This is a genomic window from Haliea sp. E17 (genome assembly GCF_048323675.1).
Lineage (GTDB): Bacteria > Pseudomonadota > Gammaproteobacteria > Pseudomonadales > Halieaceae > Mangrovimicrobium.
The window spans coordinates 342,382-363,591 of the sequence record NZ_JBLWFK010000006.1; the positions used below are offsets into that span (position 1 = coordinate 342,382).

A 21,210-nucleotide genomic window follows, 5' to 3' on the forward strand; every position below is an offset into this window, starting at 1 on the left:
CCTATTCCTGCGTCCGGTTCGCGGGTCCTGCAGTATACGCGCCAGGCGACCCGCGCAGGGTGAGCGCGAGCTGGCCGCCGGCGACCAGGCTGAAAACGTAAATACCCGTCTGGTAGTACATGTAAGATTCAAACATATTTACCACCAGCCAGTAGCACCCGAAGGCCAGCCAGAACCAGAAAAAATCCCCGTCGAGGGCGCCGCTGCGACGGGCCTCGCGCACGCAGCGGGTGACATATGCGAGCAAGGCGACGAATATCGCCAGGCCAGCCAGGCCAAAGTTGACCAGGGTCCCGAGGTAGCTGTTGTGCAGGTGGCGGAAGCGCTCGTGCTCCGCCTTGCTCAAGCCGGGCGTCGCCCGCACCACCTCGCCGCGGCCATTGCCGCCCCAGCCAAACAGCGGCCGCTGGACGATCCAGTCGACGGCCTCGCGCCAGGTGTACAACCGCACCCGGATACTTTCGGTCTCCGTCGAGTCCGCATTCTGCAGCTGTACGTCGGGCTGCAGGGCCGACAGGTCACCGACCCGCTGGGCGACGATACCGCTGCCTAGCACCAGCAACACCAGGAGGGCGGCCGCCAGCCCCAGCCGGGTGCGCCAGCCCAGCGCCAGCAGACGCGCCAGGTAGCTGCGCCGGCGCTGGGTGCCGATGACACAGGCGAACAGGAGGCTGGTGAGGAGCAGCGCCAGCAGCAGCGCCACCCAGATGGCCCGGGTCTGGGCGATGATCACGAACAGCGCCGTCACCAGCAGCGCCAGCAGGTACAGCGGGCGCGTCCAGCGCCTGCCGGCGCTGGCGGAAAAGCGCCAGTAGCGCGGCAGGAAGGCGGCCAATCCCAGCACCGCCACCCCGAACAGCATGCCGGTGTGCTGGGAATTGACCAGGCCGAATTCGATGCGGCTGCCACGCAGGCCGTTGCGGATTTCCTGCCAACCCTCACCGCAGAGCCACGGCGCCAGCAGCAGCACGGCGAGGCCGCAGCCCCAGAGGCCAAACACCCCGCGCGGGCTGGCGGGCGCGAACATCGCCACCGGAATGAGAAAGAACCAGGCGGCGAGGCGCTCGACCTTGGGGGAGCTTTCGGCAATCTCCGGCGACAGCCACAGGCACATCACCCAGCTCACCAGCTGGGTCAGAACCGCCAGGAAAAACAGCCGGGTGACAAAGGTGTAGCGCAGGGGATGGCGGAACCAGGCGATAGCCACGGCCGCCATCAGTACCATCAGCTGGCCGGCGTAGTCCGCCGGTTTGTCGGTGAACAGCCGGGTCAGGGTGTAGGCGAGCAGTAACAGCTGTCCAGAGCGGAAAAACCACGTGGGCAGGCGGGTGGCCTCATCGCGCACGCTGTTCCTCCTCCAGCCAGCCGTGATAGCCGAAGTCCTCGGGCGTGTCGCGCTTGTCCAGTTGCTCGCGAATGGTGTCCTCGAGCGCCGTGATGCGGCGGCGCGCCTTGCGCCGGGCCAGGCCGCGGCAGTAGCTGGCCAGCGGCAGCAGGTCCGGCCAGCCGAGGCCGTCGATGACCCACAGGCGCAGCGGATTGCCGCCGGCACACTGCACCACGAGGTTGTGGGACAGCAGCTTGCGCGAGGGCATGCCCGCGGCGCTCCAGGCGGCGCCGAATTCCGCCAGCACGCGCTCGAGGGCGGCGTCCCTGCCGCGCTGCCACAGGTATTGCTTCAGGGTGACCGCGATGAGCCCGTCGTCGTCGCGCACCAGGTCCTGGCAGAGCCCCGCGCCGAACTCGGTTTCCACCCAGCCGTGCAGCCGGGGAATCATGCTGAAGGCGGCTTCGCCCACCGAGCGCTGGATCGCCGCGTAGACCCCGGCTTCCTCGCGGTTGTCGTCAAAACTGGACAGCGGCTTGAGGTTTTTCGGAAAACCGCTCTCGCCGCGCTTGATCGCGGGGCTGCGGTCGGGGCGCAGCACCTTGATGCAACGCCCGCTGTCGCGCGGATCGACAAAGCACAGGCGGTTGCCGCCGCGGCTGAAGGCCGCCGCTTCGCCGCCCAGCATCACCTTCGCACTCACCTGCTCAATCACCTTTTATTCACCCGTTTTTCAACCCCGGCGCTCTGCCGCCAGCTTGCGGAACAGCTCGGCGTAGCGCGCCAGGATCACCGATTCCGCAAACTGCTCGCGGTAACAGCGCGCGCCGGACCCGGCCATGGTCCGGGCCGCTGCCGGGTCGGCCAGCGACTGCCGGATCGCGGCGGCCAGCGCGGGCGCGTCGTCGATGGGCGTCAGCAGGCCGCTCTGGCCGTCGTCAATCAATTCCTCCGGCCCCTGGGAGCGGGTCGCCACCACCGGGCACTGCCGGAACCAGGCCTCGAGGATGATATTGCCCAGGCCCTCATGGCGGGAGGAACAGACAAACAGGTCCGCGCTGTGCATCAGCGCGCCGACATCGTCGCGCCAGCCGAGAAAGCGCACCCGCTCGCCGATGCCGAGCGCCCCGGCCTGCTCGCGCAGCGCGGCGTCCTCGGGGCCGACGCCGGCGAGGCAGAGCACCGCGTCCGGTACCTGCGCCAGCGCGTCGAGCAGCACGTCGAAGCCCTTGTTGCGGTGCAGGCGGCCGGCGGCCAGCAGCAGCGGCACGCCCTCGGCCACACCGAGTTCGCTGCGCGGCACCGGCGCGCGCAGCGTTTCGTCGACAAAATTGGGGATGCACTGCACCCGCGCCGCGGGCATGCCGCCGCGCACCAGGTGATCGCAGATGCCCTGGGTGTTGCCGATCCAGAAATCCGCGTGGCGGTAGTACTTGAGGTCGTAGTAATGCCCGAGGCGGCAGGCAAGCCGGTAATCCCCGCGCGGGGTGAGGATCGAGGCGCGGTTCATCCAGGTGAGCACCACATCCGGGGCGGAGGCTTGCAAGGCGCGGCGGTAGCGCCAGTGGTCGAGCACATCGAGGCGGCCGCCGAAGCGGAAGCTGCGCAGGTCCACCCCCGCCGCGCGCAGCTGGGCACTGCGCGCCGGGTAATCGCGGGTGAAGGCCACCTGGTCGATACCGGCCACCTGCTCGAAACCGGCCACCAGCCGGGTGTAGAAACTCTCGGCGCCGCCGTGCTCGGCGCCGGCCATCACCTGCGCTACCCGGATATCACTGCTCATGCGTCGCGGCACCAGGCGTAGTCGTGGCTGAAGGGCAATTGCAGGCTGGCCTCGACGATATAGCGGGCGTAGAGCCGGCTGTTGATCTCAGCGTGGAAAAACGCCCGCCCCCGCGCGGCCCACTCGCGGCGCATGGCGTCGTCCGCGGCGAACTGTCGCACCTGGCCCAGCAGCTCTTCCGGGCTGTTGAAATAGACCATGCTCTCGGCGGGCATCAGGCTGGCGAAATCGCCGCTGGCGTGGGTGAACGTCAACAGGCCGTTGCCGACCATCTGCGCCATGCGCGCCGAGGAATACCAGTGCAGTCCCTCCTGGCGATTCAGGTTGAGGCCCATCTTGCTGTCGGCCAGCGCCTCGTCGTAGTCGCGGCCCCAGACACCGGGCGTGCCGAAGCTGCCCGGGGTGTAGAAATTGATGTCCGCGCCAAGGTTATCCTTCAGGTAACGCACGGTCTTGCCGCGCTCGGTGTAATCCTCGGACTTGCTGCAAAAGATCAGGTCGTGGCCCTGGTCGGAGCGCAGCGAGGCGTCCGCGCTCTCGATGGCCGGGTCCACCGGGTTGGGCATGTGCCACAGCCGCGCGCGCTTGCCGGCAAAGCGCGCCAGTTCGCGCGCGCCGGTGGAGACGAACATGGCGTCCACCACCTCGCAGCGGTGCGCGATCTTGGCGGCGTTCTCCGGCACGAACAGCGGGTCGTTGTTGGCCCCGGCAATCACCAGGCCGGGGACGATCCCGCGCATGGCCTCGAGGGTTTCGTTGCGGATGATGTCGCAGTGGCCGACGATCACCAGTTGCGGGGCAAAGGCCTCGACGGTTTCCAGCAGGCGCCGGTTGGAAGCTTTTACACCCAGGTCGCGGATACCGAAGGGCGCCTCGAAAGCCGCCACGTCGCGGTCGGAGAAACCGCGCACAAAGTAGTCGTTTTTCACCAGCCCGAAATACAGCTTCTGCGCCCAGCTGACCCGGGTCTGGCCGTACTTGCGCAATTGCTGGTGGGCTACGTGCAGGATTCGCATGTTGATTGCTTTCGCTCCTATGTCCGCTGTGCCGCCAGCGGCCCGGCCCGTTGGTCGAGCAGCGACTGGTAGACCCCGAGCGTCGCCTCCACTTGCGCCTGCAGGGTGAAGCCCGCGTCCAGGTTTACGGCGGGCGGCGCCGCCAGGAAACGCCGTGCGGTGTCCGCCAGCCGCTGCAGGTCGTCCTTCGGCACCAGCCCCTGGGGAAAACAGGCGCGCAGGGATTCCGCCGGCCCGCCCTCGTCCCAGGCCAGCACCGGACGGCCCACGGCGAGGGCTTCGATCACCGTGCGGCCGAAGGGCTCGGCGTGCCGGGAAAGGTTACACACCAGGGTGGATACGGCATACAGCTCGGCCATATCGGCGCGGTGGCCGAGGAAGGTAATGTCGGCGTCGAGGCCCAGAGTGTGCACGCGGCGCTCCAGTTCCTCGCGGTAGCTCTCCTTGCCGGGATCGCCCTCGCCGACGATCACACCGTGGCAATGCACCCCCGCGGCCCGCAGCAGGGCCATCAGCTGCAGGAATTCCAGCTGCCCTTTCCAGCGGGTGAGGCGTCCGGGCATCAGTAGAAGCGGCACGCCCTGTAATCGCGGGTGCTGTGAGAAAAAGGCGTCGCGCCACGCGGCGTCGGGAACGAAGCCGGCAGGAAACTGGCCGGTGTCCACACCGCGATGGATGCGGGTGATGCGCGCGGGGTCGATACGCGGGTAATTTTCTTCGATGTAATCGCGCACATTGTCCGAAATCGCGATCACCCGGTCGCCGCAGCCCATGATCTCGCTGTAGCGGCTGACCGAGTAGAGGCCGTGGAACGTCGAGACCAGCGCCGGCCGCTGCGCCCGCGGACGCCGGCCGACGGCCAGCCAGGTCATCCACGCCGGGATGCGCGAGCGGACATGAATAATGTCGGGGGCCAGTTCGTCGAGCCGCCTGCGCAGTCCGGGCACCTTGAACAGGGAGGCCAGCGACTTGCGGTGCACCGGGTAGGCGACATGCCGGCTGCCCTCGGCTTCCAGCTGCGCCACCAGCCGCCCGCCGTTGGACATCACCAGCGAGTCGTGGCCGCGGCACACCAGCTCGCGGGCGAGGTCCAGCGTACCGCGCTCGACACCGCCGCTCTCGAGATTGGGCAGAACCTGTAGGACTCTCATTATTGGTGGCGCCGGGCCCCACTCATCCATTGCGTGAGGTATTGTGCCACACGCCCGGCTTCATCGAGAGTCCCGGCGCCGACGGGCATGTCACCCGCTGCCTGGAGTCCTTCGAGGTCAGTCACCGCGCCTTCCTGTAGCAGGGCATCCAGGCCCCGGCTGACCCGGGACTCGCCGAGCCGCGGCACCGCCAGCACGCCCACCCGGGCGCCCGCGGTCATTGCCTCGTAGACCATCGAGGCGCTGTCCTCGGTAATCCAGATCACCCCGCATGCAGCCATCTGCCGGCGCAGCCAGTCGCGGTCGGTCTGTGCAAACGGCGTAAAAGCGAAATCCGCCGAGGCCAACTGTGCCAATTGGCTGTCGAGGGAGTCCGGCGTCCGTCGGGAAGTGGTCACCTGCCAGCGCACAGCGGGCAGCAGCGCGCGCAGTTGCCCGACCTGCTCAAGGATGGCGCTGTCACTCCAGCCGTGGTGCTTGGAGGGGCCGCCAAGCAACAACAGCCCGGACTGCGGATCGGCGCCAGCGCCGGGACGGATATCGTTGAGCATGCCCCGGGTCGTCAGCACCCGCGACGAGGGCGCGACACTGTCGTGTTCCGGGATCACGCACAGGTCGAACAGGAAACGCGGCAGGCTGGGTTTCATCAGTACCACCAACTTCGCCTTGCTGGACCACTTCAGGCGCAGCCCGGCCCAGTGGGTACGATGGCCGGCGGCGAGGATCAGGTCCGGCAGGGGCACCGGCCCGGGCACGTCCGCGCTGACATCCAGCCAGCTGGTCACTACCGGCTGCAATTCGCCAAGGGCCTGCGCCAGCCCCGCCAGCTGCGTGCGGTGTCCGGGTTTGCCGTCGGTGACGCAACAGAGGTTCAGGGGCCGCACAGTCTCTCGTCTCCGGATCATCGCCCCTGCGCGCCCCCCGTTTCCTGCACGCATGCGGTTCGCGGGGGGGCGCGCTGGGGCAACCAGGGCTTACAGCGGCGAACGCCCCTTGCCCGCGGCGATCCGCATGCGCAGGGCGTTGAGCTTGATAAAGCCCGCCGCATCCTGCTGGTTGTAGGCGCCGGCGTCATCCTCGAAGGTGGCGATGCTGGCGTCGAACAGGCTGTCGTCGGACTTGCGGCCGACCACGATGACGTTGCCCTTGTAGAGCTTCACGCGCACCACGCCGTTCACCACCTGCTGCGAGTCGTCGATGGCGGTCTGCAGCATCTTGCGCTCCGGGCTCCACCAGTAGCCGTTGTAGATCATCTGCGCGTAGCGCGGCATCAGGTCGTCCTTCAGGTGGGCCACTTCGCGGTCCAGGGTGATCGACTCGATGGCCCGGTGGGCGCGCAGCATGATGGTGCCGCCGGGGGTCTCGTAGCAGCCGCGGGACTTCATGCCGACGTAGCGGTTCTCGACGATGTCGAGGCGGCCGACGCCGTTGGCGCCGCCCAGCTTGTTGAGGGTTTCCAGCACCGTCGCCGGGCTCATGCGCTCGCCGTCGATGGCGACGATATCGCCTTTTTCATAGGTCAGCTCGACGTAGGTCGGGCTGTCCGGGGCGGCTTCCGGGCTGACGCTCCAGCGCCACATGTCTTCCTCGGCCTCGGCCCAGGGGTCTTCCAGCAGGTCGCCCTCATAGGAGATGTGCAGCAGGTTGGCGTCCATGGAGTACGGCGACTTCTTCTGCGCCTTGGCGAAGTCCACCGGGATGTTGCGCTCGCGGCAGTAGTTCATCAGGGTCTCACGGGAAGTGAGGTCCCACTCGCGCCAGGGCGCGATCACCCGGATACCGGGCTTCAGCGCGTAGGCGCCCAGCTCGAAGCGCACCTGGTCGTTGCCCTTGCCGGTGGCGCCGTGGGAGATGGCGTCGGCACCGGTCTCGTTGGCGATCTCGATCAGCCGCTTGGCGATCAGCGGGCGGGCGATGGAGGTGCCGAGGAGGTACTCGCCCTCGTAGATGGTGTTGGCGCGGAACATGGGGAACACGAAGTCGCGCACGAATTCCTCGCGCAGGTCGTCGATGTAGATTTCCTTGACGCCCATGGCCTCGGCCTTGGCGCGCGCGGGCTCGACTTCCTCGCCCTGGCCGATATCGGCGGTAAAGGTGACGACCTCGCACTCGTAGGTGTCCTGCAACCAGCGTACGATGACCGAGGTATCCAGGCCGCCGGAATAGGCGAGCACGACCTTGTTCACGTCTGACATGACTTGCTCCGTGGGTTTGCTTTGAAAAGGGGGCGTATTCTACTGTAGTGCCGCTTGGAATTCACTTGTGGTTTATTGGGACTTAGTAGCCGGAGGGGACTTCGCAACCCGGAGCGGCTACCGGATTACCCCTCGCCGGGACCGCCAAAAAGCGCACATCCATGTGCAGGCTCGGCCTCGGACATCCATGTCCTCGGACGCCCCGTCGAGGGGTAATCCGGCATCCACTCCTGCTTGAGTGCCAGCGAATCGGCATCAGGGTAATAAATGACCAGTATGGCTGTGAAGAGGACTGAGTACGGCATGTGGCCCCCGGAAAACGTCTGAGGCCATGGATGGCCGAAGCCGAGCTGCCATGGATGGCGCTTTTGCGGTTTTCAGGGGGCCACATGCCGTACTCAGGCCGACTATCGAAGTCCCAGCCGCGCCAACGCCAAACTACAGACACTGGGTCCCCCGTGGACCAGGCGGGACTGACCCAAAGCGGGAAATCCTGTAGCATGGCACCCACTCCCTGCTGGACTTAACACCCGTGACCGAACTGACCATTACCCGCCCCGACGACTGGCACGTACACCTGCGCGACGGCGCCGCCCTCGGGCTCACCTGCGCCGACATGGCGCGCTATTTCGGCCGGGTCATCGTCATGCCCAACCTGACCCCGCCGGTGACCACCGTGGCGGAGGCCGGGGCCTACCGCGAGCGCATTCTGGCGGCGATGGCCGGTCTGCCGCGGCAGTTCGAGCCGTTGATGACCCTGTACCTGACCGACCGCACCGACGCGGCGGAGATCCAGCGGGCGGCGGACTGCGATTTCGTGCACGCGGTGAAACTCTACCCGGCGGGCGCGACCACCAACTCGGACGCCGGGGTGGCGCAGCTGGACGCGCTCTACCCGACACTGGAGGCCATGGAGAAGGCCGACCTGCCGCTGCTGGTGCACGGTGAGGTGACCGATGCGGAAATCGACATTTTCGACCGGGAGAAAGTCTTCATCGACCGCCACCTGGAGCCGATTACCCGGCGCTTCCCCGGGCTGCGGGTGGTGTTCGAGCACATCACCACGGCGGACGCGGTGGCCTTCGTCGAGACCAGCGGGGCGCAGGTGGCGGCGACGATCACCGCCCACCACCTGATGTTCAACCGCAATGACATGCTGGTTGGCGGGGTGCGTCCCCATTATTACTGCCTGCCGATTCTCAAACGCAACATTCACCAGCAGGCGCTGGTCCGGGCGGCGGTATCGGGGAACAGCAAGTTTTTCCTCGGCACCGACTCGGCGCCCCACGCCCGCCACCGCAAGGAAACCGACTGCGGCTGTGCCGGGGTCTACAGCGGCCACGCGGCGATCGAGTTCTACGCCGGGGTGTTCGAGGGCGAGAACGCGCTGGACAAACTGGAGGGCTTCGCCTCCCATTACGGCGCGGATTTCTACCGCCTGCCGCGCAATGGCGACAGCATTACCCTGCGCCGGGAGAGCTGGCCGGTGCCGGCTGAATTGCAGCTGGGCGAGGACGCGCTGACGCCGCTGTACGCCGGGCAGGACCTGCCCTGGCAGGTGGTCGGCTGAGGTCGGGCGCATGGGCGAAGAGAGCATCCACAGAATCCGTGACCGCTTTCGCGGTTTCCTGCCGATCGTCATCGACCTGGAGACCGGCGGCTTCAACGCCCGCACCGATGCGATCCTGGAGGTCGCGGCGACCATTGTGCGCATGGACGAGGACGGGGTCCTGGCGGTCCACCGCACCCTGGATTTTCACGTCAAACCCTTCGAGGGCGCCAATATCGAGAAATCCGCGCTGGATTTCACCGGCATCGATCCCTGGCACCCCTTCCGGGACGCGGTGGACGAGGCCGAGGTCCTGGCGGAACTGTTCCGGGCGGTGCGCAAGGAAATCCGCGAGCAGGATTGCACCCGGGCGATCATGGTGGCGCACAACGCGCACTTCGACGCCGGTTTCATCAACGCGGCGGTGGAGCGCTGCGACATCAAGCGCAACCCCTTCCACCCCTTCACCTTCTTCGATACCGCGACGCTCTCGGGCCTGGCCTATGGCCAGACGGTGCTGGCCAAGGCCTGCGCCGAGGCGGGTATCGATTTCGACAACAGCGAGGCCCACTCCGCGGCCTACGACGCCGAGCGCACGGCCGAACTGTTCTGTGAGATCGTCAATCGCTGGCGGGAATCCGGCGGCTGGATGCCGGATTTCGGTTAGACTCCTGATCGGGATACCGTGCACTCCTGATACCGCGCACTGAACCCGCAAGCGCAGGCCGTGTGCTGTCCGGAAATGCGGTTTCGAATCCGGACGCTCCCTGTGCCGAGGGCTTCCAGCGTAAAGCACCCCCAATGGGAGTCAAAACGCCTTCGAGCATTGGGGGTGCTTTACGCTGGGAGCCCGGGTCGCGACTGCCTGACCCGAGACTCGACGGTCGACGGTCGACGGTCGACGGTCGACGGTCTGGGACCGCATGCGCGACCCCGCCCGCATCAGTTGAGCAGGAACTTGACCGGAATCAGCATGTAATAGCTGTTCGCGCCTTTCTCGGAAAGAAATTCCGCCTTGGCTACCGGGGTGAGTTCCGGGAACGGTGACGCGCCTTTCACGGCGTCCAGCGCGGCCTCGTCGAGCAGGTCGCGGCCCGAGGAGGCCTCGAGCGCGATATCCATCAAGCGGCCATTGCTGTCGACCTGGGCGAGGATTTCCACCTGCCCCTGCCATTCGCGCTTGATCGCCCGCTTGGGATACTTCACGGACTTGAACACCCGGGTCATCACGCTGGCGATGTACTGGTTGAGTTGTTGCTGGTATTCGCGGTCATCGAGGGAATCCACCCAGACATCCTCCTCGCTGCGCGTATCCGCCGCCAGTTCCGCCTCGGGCTCGGCCTGCGGCTCCGGCTCAGCCGCCGCCAGCGCGGGCGCCGCCTCGGGCACGCTAGCCTCGGCGACCACTGCAGCTGCGGCGACAGTCTCCACGGCCGGTTCCGCCGCTTGCGCCACGGGCGCAGGTTCTTCGGCCTCGGGTTCCGCAGCCGCGACAACCTCGGGCTCCGGCGCGGGCTGGGCCGGGGCTTGCGCCGGCACCTGGGCGGCGGGTTGCGCAGCGGCGGCACCCGCGGACCACGCCGCAATCGCCTGGCGACGCTGCTCCAGCGGAATCAGGGATTCATAGCGCAACTGGACACCGTCATCCAGCTTGCCCGACAACAGGCTGTCGCGCATCAGGCTGGAGGCGGAATCACCGATCCAGCCCTGCACCAGGTAGTTGAATACCTCGGCGCCGGACAGCGTTACCAGTTCCACGTCGTTCAGGCTGAAAACCGTATTGCCGGCTTCGCTCAGGGCGATCTCGAACTGGTCGCCGCTCTGCAGCGCGCCCTTGAGGTGCTGCTTGAGGGTTTCGAGGCCATCGATCACCGCTTCGGATGCCCGCTGTCCCGCTCCTACTTCCGCCTGCAGCAGGATGGTGCCGGAGAGGCCGCGGTCACTGATGCGCCGGGTCGCGATGCGGTATTGCATGGCTGCCGGCGGCGCCAGGCTGGTACCGCCCGGGGGATTGCCACTCGGGGTAAGCAGGCCGGCAATGTAGATATCGCGGGCCGTATCGGTATACACCGCCAGTCCGGCCAGCTGCAGGTTCTGCGCAGCCAGCAGGCGGGGACAGGTCAGAAGCAACAGGGCCAGCAACGCGCAGGCCAGGCGTTTTCTATGCAGGTACATGGTTCGTCCCGTCTTATATCTTCTTATGCATGGATGGGTGCAAAGGTGCAACAGGGGGAATCAGTCCTCAAGCAGATTCCGCCCAAAATGCTACTCAATTCGCTTTTTTTTCCAACAGCGCAACTAAGTTGCAGTGCGATCGCGAACCATCCGGGCAAGTAATTTGCACTGCGCCGCAGCTATTCTGCAAAGTGCGGAACCTGATCACAAAAACAGCACCTCGTGGTTTTCAAGTGGAAAAACCCCACTAATACTCTGTCGTGTCATGACGCCAAAAGCCTCGCGCTTTGCCCAGGGCAAGCGGGGAAGAAAGGAGAGATAAGAGCCATGCCTCAAGATCAGAACAGCACGAAACGCCGTGTGCTGCTTGTCGACGACGACAAGATCATTCGGCTGAAGGCGACAAAAATGCTGGAGCAGTGCGGCTGTGAAGTCGCCACCGCGGAGAACGGCTGGGACGCGGTGACCAAGCTGGAAGACGTCAAACCCGACCTCATTCTCCTCGACATCACCATGGAGCCGCTGGACGGCTTCAAGACCCTGACGCTGATCCGCGCCAGTCGCGGCGAATATGCCGAAGTTCCAGTGGTGATGCTCAGTTCCCACGACGACGTATTCACCATGGGCAAATCCAAGGACCGCGGCTGCTCCGCCTACCTGGAAAAGCCGCTGGACATGACCGCACTGAAGCAGGTCCTGCAGGAATTCCTCTCTATCCGGGTGGCCGTGTAATGAGCTGCGACGCTTTCCAGCAGCTGCTGGACATGAGCCAGCTGATCCGCGAGGAGGCCGCCCCGGTCCCCGCGACCCAGCAGAAAATCAAGGACTGGCACGGCGCCGCCGTGAGCATCCTCGGCACCCGCTGTGTGATCAGCGCGGATGAAACCCGCCGCATCGTCGACGTCCCGGAAACCATCCCGGTACCCGGCGTGAAGCCCTGGGTCAGGGGCATTGCCAACATCGGGGGCCGCGTCGTGGCGATCTCGGACCTCTCCTCCTATCTCTCCGGCGGCAACCGGAAATCCCAGGGGCGCCAGGCGCTGATCGTCAATGGCCGCGGTATCCACACCGGCCTGCTGATCGATGAATGCTTCGGCGGCATCCGCCTCTCTTCCGAGGAACTGCGGACCGACAGGAACGTGGCACAGGAACTCAGCGCATTTGTCCGCGGCGTGTTCGCCACCGAGGACGGGGACTATGCCCTGTTCGACACCAACCGACTTTTAACAAACGCCGATTTCGCGCAAGCCGGCGTCATCACATCCAGCTAGGGCAGGAGTAGTCCAATGAAAGCAACGATAATGAAACAACGGGGACGCGTCGATTCTGTACTGATGCTGTCGGGTATCGGCCTGGTTACCGCGGTGGCGGCGCTCGGCGTGAACATGTGGCAGATGTCCCTGAGCTCCGGGCACGATGAAGTCTATCGCAACACCGCGTCCGACCTGCGGGTGATCGCCCAGGACATCAACCTCGAATCCCGCGAGGCCTTTTCCGGTAATCCCGCCGCGTTTACCAAGTTGACGACGTCGCGCAAGGCCTTCCCCACGGAACTGGCCGTCCTGCGCGACGGCAACGAGGAAGTTCCCGCCGCCGGCGATTCCATGCAGCCCTATGTTTCCAGCATCGAGAAACAGTGGAATACGGTCGCCGCCGACGTCGACGCCATTCTCAAGGCGCAGAAGCGCATTCTGTTCGTCCGCGACGTATCGCAGAACCTGAACGCCAACATCAAGACGATCCAGGCCTACTTCGCCGACATGGTGGACATCCTCGGCGGCGCCAACGTCTCCAGCGAAACCCTGCTGGCCGCCCAGCAACAGCTCTGGCTGATTGAGCGGATCGGCCGCAACATCGACCGCATCCTCGCCGGTGGCGAAGACGCCACCGCCGCGGCCGAGGAATTCAAGCAGGACGCCCTGCTCTTCCAGCGCAACATGGAAGGCATGCGCAACGGTGACCGCGGCCGCGGCATCGACCGCCTGCAGAGCGCCGCAGCACTGGAAACCCTTGACCTGGCCGAGAGCCTCTACGCCCAGGTCAGCGGCTCGGTCAACGACATCTATGACGCCCACCAGGAAATTGTCCGTGCGGCACAGGCATCTGACGATATCGCCGACACCGCGCCCAACCTGAGCGTGGCGACCGGCAATGCCATGGTCCACGTGGACCAGCTGGCCGGCAGCCGCACCTTCTCCGGCACCCTGGCCACCATCCTCGGCGTGATTTCCCTGCTGCTGCTGGCGGTCATCGGCTTCCGCTTCAACGGCACCCGCGCCCAGGAGCGCCAGGCGCAGCAACAGGCGCACGCCATGGAAAACGAGGTACAGCAGAAGGTACGCGAGATCCAGCCGCTGGCGGAGGGCAACCTGTCCCGCGACCTGTCCGAAACCCAGGGTATCACCGCGCCGATTGCCATCGCGGTCAACCAGTTGCTCGACTGGATGCGCTCGGTGGTGAAATCCGTGAACAGTTCATCCGAACAGGTTCGCGCGGCGGTAGACGAATCTTCCAAGGCAGCCAGCGACGTAAAAGGCAGCCTGGAGGAAGTGGGTAGCATCGTGGCCGACACCGCGTCGACCTCGGTAGAACTGCGCGAAATCAACAGCCACATGTCCGAACTGGCGGAAACCACCGAGAAAGCCTCCAACGAGGCGGTATCGGCGGCCCGCGAAGGTGACGTCGGCATTGAAACCCTGATGGTGTCGGTTGAGGAAATCCGCGAGTCGCAGCAGACCGTGGCGAAAACCTCCAAGCGCCTGGGTGACGATATCGAAATCGTGGCCGACCTGCTGTTCCGTATCCGCGAGGTTGCGAACGCGATTTCCACCCTGGCGATGAACACCCGTATCGAGGCAGCGTCGCAAACCGGTGAAGGCGGCCAGCGTTTCGCGGGTATTGCCGACGAGACCGGTAAACTGGCCAACCAGACCAACGAAATTGTACAGGAAGCGGACCGCGCGATTCGCTCGGTATCCAACCGGATGGCGGAATCCAACCGCAACATGGAAGGCGCCACCCAGTCGCTGGTGAAACTGTCCAGCATCGCCGCCGACGTACGCGAGCGCTTCGGCCACATTCTCTCCCTCAGCGAGAATGCGCGGAACTACATGGCGGACATGCGCGACCAGATCCAGCAGTCCAGCAACTCGTCTTCCCACGTAACCGAGTCGGTAAGCGACATCCTGAGCAAAACCCTGCAAACCCAGCGCGCCGCGGACCGGATGGAATCCGCCACCAACGACCTGCGCAGCCTGTTCGACCGCCTGCGCGAAGACACCCAGCGCTTCAAGCTGTCCGATGACGGCGCGGAACCGCGCGCGGCCCAGCGCCCCACCGTGGTACCCCCGGTGGACGTCAAGGTCTCCCAGGCCAGGGCGGGCGGCAACCAGGACTTCAGCCAGGACCTGACCCAGAAGGCGAGCTGAAGCTCGCCCCCTGGGCCGGAAGTATAAGCGCACGCAGACCGAAGCTACCGGATAACAGCCATGACACAATTTGTTGACTTCGTCGCCCTGGGTTGGGTGGAGAAAAACCTGCGGGGGGAGATGGATGCAGCGCGTCGCAGCCTGCACCACTACCAGCGCGAGCCGGAGGAAAACCAGCATCTGCGCGATGCCGGCCGATTCATCCACTCCGCGACCGGGGCCCTGCGGCTGTGCTCCCTCGAACCGGCAGCCATGCTGTCCGAGGAAGTTGAGAAAGTCCTGCAGCTGTTACATGACGGCGTGATCAGCGGCGACGCCCGCAAGGCCGCAATGACCGAACTGGTTGCCGCGATCGAGGCATTGCCGGCCTACCTGGCCACCGTGCGCTCCAAGCGCGAAGTCACCCCGGCCAGCATTGCCAACGTGGTCAACGACCTGCGCAAGGCCAGCCAGCGCCCCATCCTGCCGGAGTCGCTGTTCTTCGACCCGCCCCTGACCGAGGGGCTGGGTGTGAGCAAGGTTGCGGTCACCACGGACGACAACCTCTGCCAGTTCGCCACGCAGGCCAGGGACCTCTGGCAGAACCACGCGAAGGCCGCCCTGAAAGGCAGCCGCGGCGGTCTCCAGCAGATGCGCTACCTCGCCGATCGCGCCACCGGAGTGCTCGCTGGCAGCTACATGGAACCCTGCTGCCGTGCTTTCGGCCTGCTGGCCGCGGATATGGCCGACAAGGGCCTGCAGGTGGACGAAGCGATTGCCGCGGTGTTCAGTTTCTTCGAGGAGTTTTTTGCGGACCTGGAAACCCGGGGATTTGCCGCCCTGCAGGCAGTGGCGCCGCAGAACCACCTCAAGCACATGCTCTACTACATCGGCCGGGCTGAACAGCGCTCCGCCGAGGCCCAGGACCTGCTCGATACCTTCGGCATCGACAACGTCGATCACTATATCCAGGTCGCGGAAGGCCGCATGATCCAGGAGGACGACCTGCTGGACGCACTCGGCCAGACCCTGGAGCAGCTCAAATCCATCATGAGTTTCCTCTCCTCGCCGCAGGAAAAGATCTGTGCCAGCAATACCGTCCTGGCGGAGAAAATCGTTCCCAACCTGCTGCAGGTGGGTATGCAGTTGCACGTAATCGGCCTCGGTGAACTGGCCTCCAACGTCAACCTGCAGTACAAGACCCTGTCCGTATTCGCCCAGCGCGACAAGCCCACACCACCGGCAGAACTGGTGGACTTCGGCGGTGCCCTCAGCGCAATTCGCGACGAAATCGAATTCAAGCTCAAGCACGGCCTCTCCGCAGTAGGCAACGCCGCGACCCTGGACCTGGAGAGCGCCATTACCCGCCAGGTATCCAGCTGCCTGCAGGAGATGAAAAGCGGGCTGAACCGCGAACTCGCACGGCAGGGCCTGGAAGCCATGATCGAAGCGGGGGCCATCGCCATCCAGCCCGGCCCCGGCAGCCTGCGCCCGATCTACCGCGCGGCCCGCCTGATTGCCACCGTGGACCTGATGCAGTCCATCGACCAGTGGGAACACACCGGCTATCCGGACCCGGAGAGCGCCCTGGCCGTGGCCCACGGCCTGCTCGGGCAACTGAACGAGGGCAACCATATCGCGGTTGCCGCCAATCACCTCGAGCAGGTGATCTCGGTACTCAGCATGATGGGGGAGAAACAGCGCGAGCGGGATATCCTGCGCAAGTGCACCGGTTTCATTAACGGCTCGATTGCCCTCGGCGGCATCGTGCCGGACGAATCCCTCCAGTGTTTCACCCAGGTCATTGCCGCGCTGGAGCAGTACCTCGAGTGTCGCAGCGAAGATCCCTGGAGCAACCCGGAACAACATTTGCAGCGCGCCGAATCGCGCGCGGCCAGGCTGGTTTCCTACCTGTCCCAGCGTACCAACCGCAACCGCCCCGAAGGCAACGTGGTGGAATTTGGCGAAAAGCCCGCGGAAAAACGCCCGCAGCTGCATGAGCATGCGCCTGTGGAACTGCAAACGACCACCACCGGGCCTGCCAGCGACGCCGCCCCGCTTACTGCGGATGATGCGGAATCCTTCACCGTGACCGAGGAAGGCATACTCAGTGATGGAGAGACTGCGGCGCAGACGGAGGCAGCCCCCGGTGCCAGCGAGGCTCCCGTGGCGGCCACCGGCGGCGACCTGCCCTGGCGCGACGCCCTGGCCAGCTGGAGCGCAATGGACGTCACGCGTCCCGCCGAGCCGCTGCCGGAGGGTCCGGAACACGAAATCGATCGCGAACTGCTCGAATGTTTTGTCGAGGAGTTCGGCGAATACCTTGGCAAACTCAACGAGTCGGCCGAACAGCTGCATGCCGATCCCCTCAACGCCGGGGCGATCAAGGACATCCGGGTGGTATTCCACACCCTCAAGGGCAGCGCGCGCACCATTGACCTCGGTGCCTTTGGCGACTTCATGTACGACCTGGAGCGTATCTTCAACAACCTGCGCGACGGTTTGTTGCAGGGCAGCGCAGAGCTGGCGGAGCTGGTGCTGGCGGTGAGCCGCCGCCTGCCCTATTACGCCGGACTGATCGGTGGCTGCGTCCCCCTGCTGGGCGAGGACTTTGCGATTCCCGCGACCATCGCCCGGGCAATCGAGGACAGGCAGCTCAGTGACAGCATGACCGTCAGCGTGGCTGGCACCGCCGCAGTGGCAGCCGATAATGCGGTGAGCGAGGAAACCGGCGAAGCAGTCGAGTCGATCGAGTTCGTCGAGAGCGACAGCGAGGAAATAATCCTCGAGGTGATTGCCGGCGAAAACGCAGTGGAAATTGCCGCAGACGCAGACAGAGAGGCCGAGACCGAGGTTGATGCCTCTGCTGGCGCCGAACCCGAAGTACCTGCGGAGGAATCCTTCGACTACAGCGTGGAGCTGTGGAGCAGCGCAGACAGCCTCACCCTGCTCACCGCCATTCACCGCACGCTGGCCGCACACCAGCCGGCACCGCGCCGGGAAGAGATCGAGCATGCGGAAATGGTCGCCGCGGCCGCCATTCCGGCGATGCTGGAACTGCGCGACAAACAGCTGGTCGAGATCGGCGTCGACAATGCCGGCTATTTCCTCGAACTCACCGGCATGCAGCACCTCGCCAGCGGTTCGGTCTACGGGCTGGAAGAACGGGCCGATGGCGTCATGGACCGGATCAGCCTCTCGGCAGAGAGCCTGGAGTCGCTGGAGACCTACCTCGGCACCATCGAGGACAACCCGGCCCTGGAGCACCTGCACAACTGCGCGCTGCGCCTGCTGCAGGCCGCCCTGTCACTGGCCGAAGTAACGCCGCTCGAACAGGAACCCCGGGAAGAGCAGGTAGCTCCGCTGCCGGACAACGTCGTCGCCCTGCGCCACAGTACCCAGGACGTGGACAGCCACGAATACGTGGTCGAGGAGATCGACGACGAACTGCTCGACCTGTTTATCGAGACCCTGGTGGAATATACCGAATCCACCGATGCCGCCATGGTGGCCATGGCCATGGGTGAAACCAACGCCCTGCGCGATCTCAAGAACACCCTGCACACGGTGAAAGGTGCCGCCAACTCCATCGGCCTGCGCCAGTTCGGCGCGCTGGTACACGATTTCGAAAGCCGCATCGCGGACCTCGAATACGCCGAGAAGAAGGACGAAAAGGCGATCCAGCACAGCATCGATGCGCTGGTCGCGGAATTCAACGAAGCGGCACAGTTCGTCACCCGCAACCGGGCCGACTACGATGAAACCGCTCTGGCCGAGGAAGCCGCGGCCGGCGACCTTGAAGGCGCCGGTGGCGAGCGGGCCGCAGCGAGCGACGGCGATCACGCGGAAGGCGACAAGCGGCTGTCCACCCTGCGCATCGAGACCACCCGGGTCGACCACCTGCTCGACATGGGCCTCGAAGTCAGCATGGGCAACGTGCGCTGCCGCCAGGCCCTCGACCGCGCCTCCCAGGACCGCGGCGAAATCAACGCCCTGGCCCGCCGCATCCAGGCCCTGGTCGACCAACTCTCGCTGCAACTGGACACCGAGATCCAGGCCAAGACCGAAATCATGTCCGAGGACCAGCACTTCGACCCGCTGGAAATGGACCGCATCACCGAGAAACAGGCCATGGCGGCCATCCTGCGCGAGGCGGCATTCGACCTGCAGGAAGAATCCCGCGAGATGGGCCTGCACCTCGACAGCGCGATCCGCGAGGTGCAGAGCACCAGCCGCCTGCTGCAATCCAGCCAGAGCGACCTGCGGCAGATGCGCCTGGTCAGCTTCTCGCGCCTCGGCCCGGGCTTCCGCCGCCTGGTGCACCAGGTCAGCCGGCAGCTCGGCAAACAGGTGGAATTCGATTTCAACTGCGGCGACGGCGGCCTCGATGTCACGGTCTTCGAACAGATCCGCACCGCGCTGGAACACATGCTGCGCAACTCCATCGACCACGGCATCGCCAGCCCGGAGGAGCGCAAGGCCCAGGGCAAGCGCGACACCGGCAAGGTACAGCTGTCGATCACCCGCCGCGGCTCCGAATTCGTCATCCGCCTGCTCGACGATGGCAACGGCATCGATCCGGACAGGTTGCGCAGGAAGGCACTGGACCTCGGTATCCTTGCCGGCAATGACGACATCAGCGATGAAGAGGCGCTGCGGCTGGTATTCCACTCCGGCCTCTCGACCGCCCAGCAGGTGACCGACGTCTCCGGTCGCGGCGTGGGGATGGACGTGGTGCACCAGTCAATCACCCAGTCCGGCGGCACCATCGAGATCCAGTCCAAGCCGGGGTTCTATACCCAGTTCGAGATCCGCGTCCCGGCCAGCATCATGGTCAACGAAGCGCTGCTCGCCACCCTGGGCGAGGAACAGATCGCGATTCCGCTGACCTCGCTGCGCGGTTCCGAATACTACCGCCGCGACAAGGTACTGGCGCTACTCGACAACCCGGAGTCGCGCCTGCAATTCCGCGGCCAGGACTACGAGGTGCGCTACCTCGGTACAGTGCGCGGCACGATGCCCCCGCCGACCGTGGAAACACTGCCCGATTTTTCACCGGCGCTGTTTGCCCAGCTCGGCCGGCGGCGCGTCGCCTTCTTCGCCGATGCCCTGGACACCGCGGAAGACCTGGTAATCCGCAGCCTCGGCGCCCAGTTTACCGGGGTACCGGGGGTCGCCGGCGGCGCGGTGAAATCCGATGGCCAGCCCGTGCTCGCGCTCGACCTCAACGAATTCATCGCGCAGGTCGACTACGCGGACAACCTGGCCGGCGGCAACAACTCGAAACAGGACGAGAAACTGCTGGTCCTGTGTGTCGACGACTCGGTGATGATGCGCCGCACCTACGAGAAGCGTCTCGGCAGCATCGGCTACAACGTGGTGACCGCGGTGGATGGCGAGGACGCCCTCGACTACCTGTCCCAGGCACCGCGCGCCCCCGACTTCATCTTCACCGACCTGGAAATGCCTAAGATGAACGGTTTCGACTTTATCGCCAACCTGCGCCGGGTACCCGATTTCGCCCACATCCCGACGGTGGTGGTGTCCTCGCGCGACGCCGACAAGCACCGCTCGGAAGCCGATCGGGTCGGCGCCACGGACTTCATGGCCAAGGGCAACAACAGCGCCGAGGGCATGCAGGCCATGATCAACCGCTACCTGCTCCAGGTGCCTGAAGCACTGGTAAGCTGAGGAATTCGCAATGAACACCGACGACAACACTATCCTCGATATCGCCACCCTGCCGCTGGCCGATGGCCGGCAGGTGGCGGTACCACTGCTGGCACTGGCTGAAGTGCAACAGTACAGCGGGGGAAGCGCCGGCGAAGAGGGCCTCGGCTGCCTGCAATGGCGGGGGCACGAACTGCCGGTGCAATCACTGGAAGAATTCTGCGGGCTGGCGCCACAGCCGCGGGAAAACCTGGTCACCGTAGGAATCTTCCGCGGCCGCGAGGGCGGCCCCGAACAGTTCCGGGCACTGGCCTTTTGCGGGCTCGCCGCACACCGCCAGTTGAATGCGGCGGATATGCAGCCCGTGGAAACGCCGGAGGAAGGCAATTTCACCGCGGCGGCAATGATCGGTGAGCAGACCTACCTGATACCCGACCTGCCGGAGTTACTGTTCGCCTGAGGCGAACGGCCGGTAAGCGCTAGGCGCCGTCGGCCTGCTCCCCGAGTTGCTGGATATAGGCGAAACGGTTGGGATAGAGCCTGCGAACCCAGTCGACCACCTTGGGCAGGTCGAGCACGCCGGTCTCCATGACGAAATAGCGCCTCGCCCCGCGGTCGTGGTTGAACACCACGCCATCGTGGTCGCGCAGGCGATTCTTCACGTAATGCAGGGTGCGTTCGCTGCAATCGGTTGCCTCGCACAGGATATCCGGGTTGTCCGAATTGGCCATGTGCAGGGCCACCAGCACCAGGTACTTGCGATAGGGGCTTTTCGCTGGAACCGGTTCCAGTGGGAAATTGCTTTCCTTGTGTCCACTGCGTTCCCCACCACTTGCAACGGACCGGTATTCACTATCTTCCATGAGTATGTTGTTCATGACGGACCTTCTCTGGTAGCTCGTCCACTCGCCTAAACGACCGCGGCGTTTTTCAGTTT

Annotated in this window: 16 protein-coding genes; 7 read left to right on the forward strand and 9 right to left on the reverse strand. The window is 65.2% G+C overall.

Features of this window, described 5'->3' with window-relative positions; translation table 11 throughout:
• Window position 1 precedes the first annotated feature (1 nt).
• The 7 genes from ACNKU3_RS17585 to ACNKU3_RS17615 all read right to left on the reverse strand — a co-directional run bounded on the left by ACNKU3_RS17585 (window position 2) and on the right by ACNKU3_RS17615 (window position 7,472).
• On the reverse strand, window positions 2-1,345 hold the full coding sequence (locus tag ACNKU3_RS17585; protein ID WP_418260862.1) for an O-antigen ligase family protein: 1,344 nt from the start codon (window positions 1,343-1,345) through the stop codon (window positions 2-4).
• A complete protein-coding gene (locus ACNKU3_RS17590) occupies window positions 1,335-2,042 on the reverse strand; it encodes a YrbL family protein (RefSeq protein ID WP_418260863.1) in 708 nt (235 codons plus the stop codon). The genes ACNKU3_RS17585 and ACNKU3_RS17590 overlap by 11 nt, the downstream gene beginning before the upstream one ends.
• 18 nt (window positions 2,043-2,060) lie before the next feature.
• Window positions 2,061-3,110: a glycosyltransferase gene (locus ACNKU3_RS17595; RefSeq protein ID WP_418260864.1), complete on the reverse strand. Its 1,050-nt coding sequence runs from the start codon at window positions 3,108-3,110 to the stop codon at window positions 2,061-2,063.
• The gene (locus ACNKU3_RS17600) at window positions 3,107-4,126 is read right to left on the reverse strand and encodes a glycosyltransferase family protein (protein ID WP_418260865.1); all 1,020 of its coding nucleotides are present in this window, start codon (window positions 4,124-4,126) and stop codon (window positions 3,107-3,109) included. Before ACNKU3_RS17600 ends, ACNKU3_RS17595 begins: the two co-directional genes overlap by 4 nt.
• A 17-nt stretch (window positions 4,127-4,143) precedes the next feature.
• On the reverse strand, window positions 4,144-5,277 hold the full coding sequence (locus ACNKU3_RS17605) for a glycosyltransferase family 4 protein (protein ID WP_418260866.1): 1,134 nt from the start codon (window positions 5,275-5,277) through the stop codon (window positions 4,144-4,146).
• Window positions 5,277-6,161, reverse strand: a complete 885-nt coding sequence (locus tag ACNKU3_RS17610; protein WP_418260867.1) for a mitochondrial fission ELM1 family protein — start codon at window positions 6,159-6,161, stop codon at window positions 5,277-5,279. The genes ACNKU3_RS17605 and ACNKU3_RS17610 overlap by 1 nt, the downstream gene beginning before the upstream one ends.
• A gap of 90 nt (window positions 6,162-6,251) precedes the next feature.
• Window positions 6,252-7,472 (reverse strand): argininosuccinate synthase, encoded by a 1,221-nt coding sequence (locus tag ACNKU3_RS17615; RefSeq protein WP_418260868.1) that lies wholly within the window; start codon window positions 7,470-7,472, stop codon window positions 6,252-6,254.
• 532 nt (window positions 7,473-8,004) lie between these two features.
• Between ACNKU3_RS17615 and pyrC the strand changes: the two genes are divergently transcribed.
• Together pyrC and rnt are read left to right on the forward strand one after the other, a co-directional pair.
• A complete protein-coding gene (gene pyrC, locus ACNKU3_RS17620) occupies window positions 8,005-9,042 on the forward strand; it encodes a dihydroorotase (protein ID WP_418260869.1) in 1,038 nt (345 codons plus the stop codon).
• A 10-nt stretch (window positions 9,043-9,052) separates the two neighbouring features.
• Window positions 9,053-9,688: a ribonuclease T gene (rnt, locus tag ACNKU3_RS17625; protein ID WP_418260870.1), complete on the forward strand. Its 636-nt coding sequence runs from the start codon at window positions 9,053-9,055 to the stop codon at window positions 9,686-9,688.
• 275 nt (window positions 9,689-9,963) lie between these two features.
• On the opposite strand, the gene ACNKU3_RS17630 is transcribed toward rnt, so the two are convergent.
• On the reverse strand, window positions 9,964-11,196 hold the full coding sequence (locus ACNKU3_RS17630; protein WP_418260871.1) for a TonB family protein: 1,233 nt from the start codon (window positions 11,194-11,196) through the stop codon (window positions 9,964-9,966).
• Between the two features lie 327 nt (window positions 11,197-11,523).
• Between ACNKU3_RS17630 and ACNKU3_RS17635 the strand changes: the two genes are divergently transcribed.
• The 5 genes from ACNKU3_RS17635 to ACNKU3_RS17655 are packed head-to-tail and all read left to right on the forward strand — an operon-like array spanning window position 11,524 to window position 20,733.
• The gene (locus tag ACNKU3_RS17635; RefSeq protein WP_418260872.1) at window positions 11,524-11,928 is read left to right on the forward strand and encodes a response regulator; all 405 of its coding nucleotides are present in this window, start codon (window positions 11,524-11,526) and stop codon (window positions 11,926-11,928) included.
• Window positions 11,928-12,467: a chemotaxis protein CheW gene (locus ACNKU3_RS17640; RefSeq protein WP_418260873.1), complete on the forward strand. Its 540-nt coding sequence runs from the start codon at window positions 11,928-11,930 to the stop codon at window positions 12,465-12,467. Before ACNKU3_RS17635 ends, ACNKU3_RS17640 begins: the two co-directional genes overlap by 1 nt.
• A 15-nt stretch (window positions 12,468-12,482) precedes the next feature.
• Complete coding sequence (locus ACNKU3_RS17645) at window positions 12,483-14,624, forward strand: methyl-accepting chemotaxis protein (RefSeq protein ID WP_418260874.1); 2,142 nt, start codon at window positions 12,483-12,485, stop codon at window positions 14,622-14,624.
• 60 nt (window positions 14,625-14,684) lie between these two features.
• Window positions 14,685-20,294: a response regulator gene (locus ACNKU3_RS17650; RefSeq protein WP_418260875.1), complete on the forward strand. Its 5,610-nt coding sequence runs from the start codon at window positions 14,685-14,687 to the stop codon at window positions 20,292-20,294.
• 10 nt (window positions 20,295-20,304) lie between these two features.
• Complete coding sequence (locus tag ACNKU3_RS17655; protein ID WP_418260876.1) at window positions 20,305-20,733, forward strand: chemotaxis protein CheW; 429 nt, start codon at window positions 20,305-20,307, stop codon at window positions 20,731-20,733.
• A 19-nt stretch (window positions 20,734-20,752) separates the two neighbouring features.
• Here ACNKU3_RS17655 and ACNKU3_RS17660 read toward each other — a convergent pair whose 3' ends face one another.
• Window positions 20,753-21,151, reverse strand: coding sequence for a hypothetical protein (locus tag ACNKU3_RS17660; protein WP_418260877.1), 399 nt, complete (start codon window positions 21,149-21,151; stop codon window positions 20,753-20,755).
• Window positions 21,152-21,210: the final 59 nt, after the last annotated feature.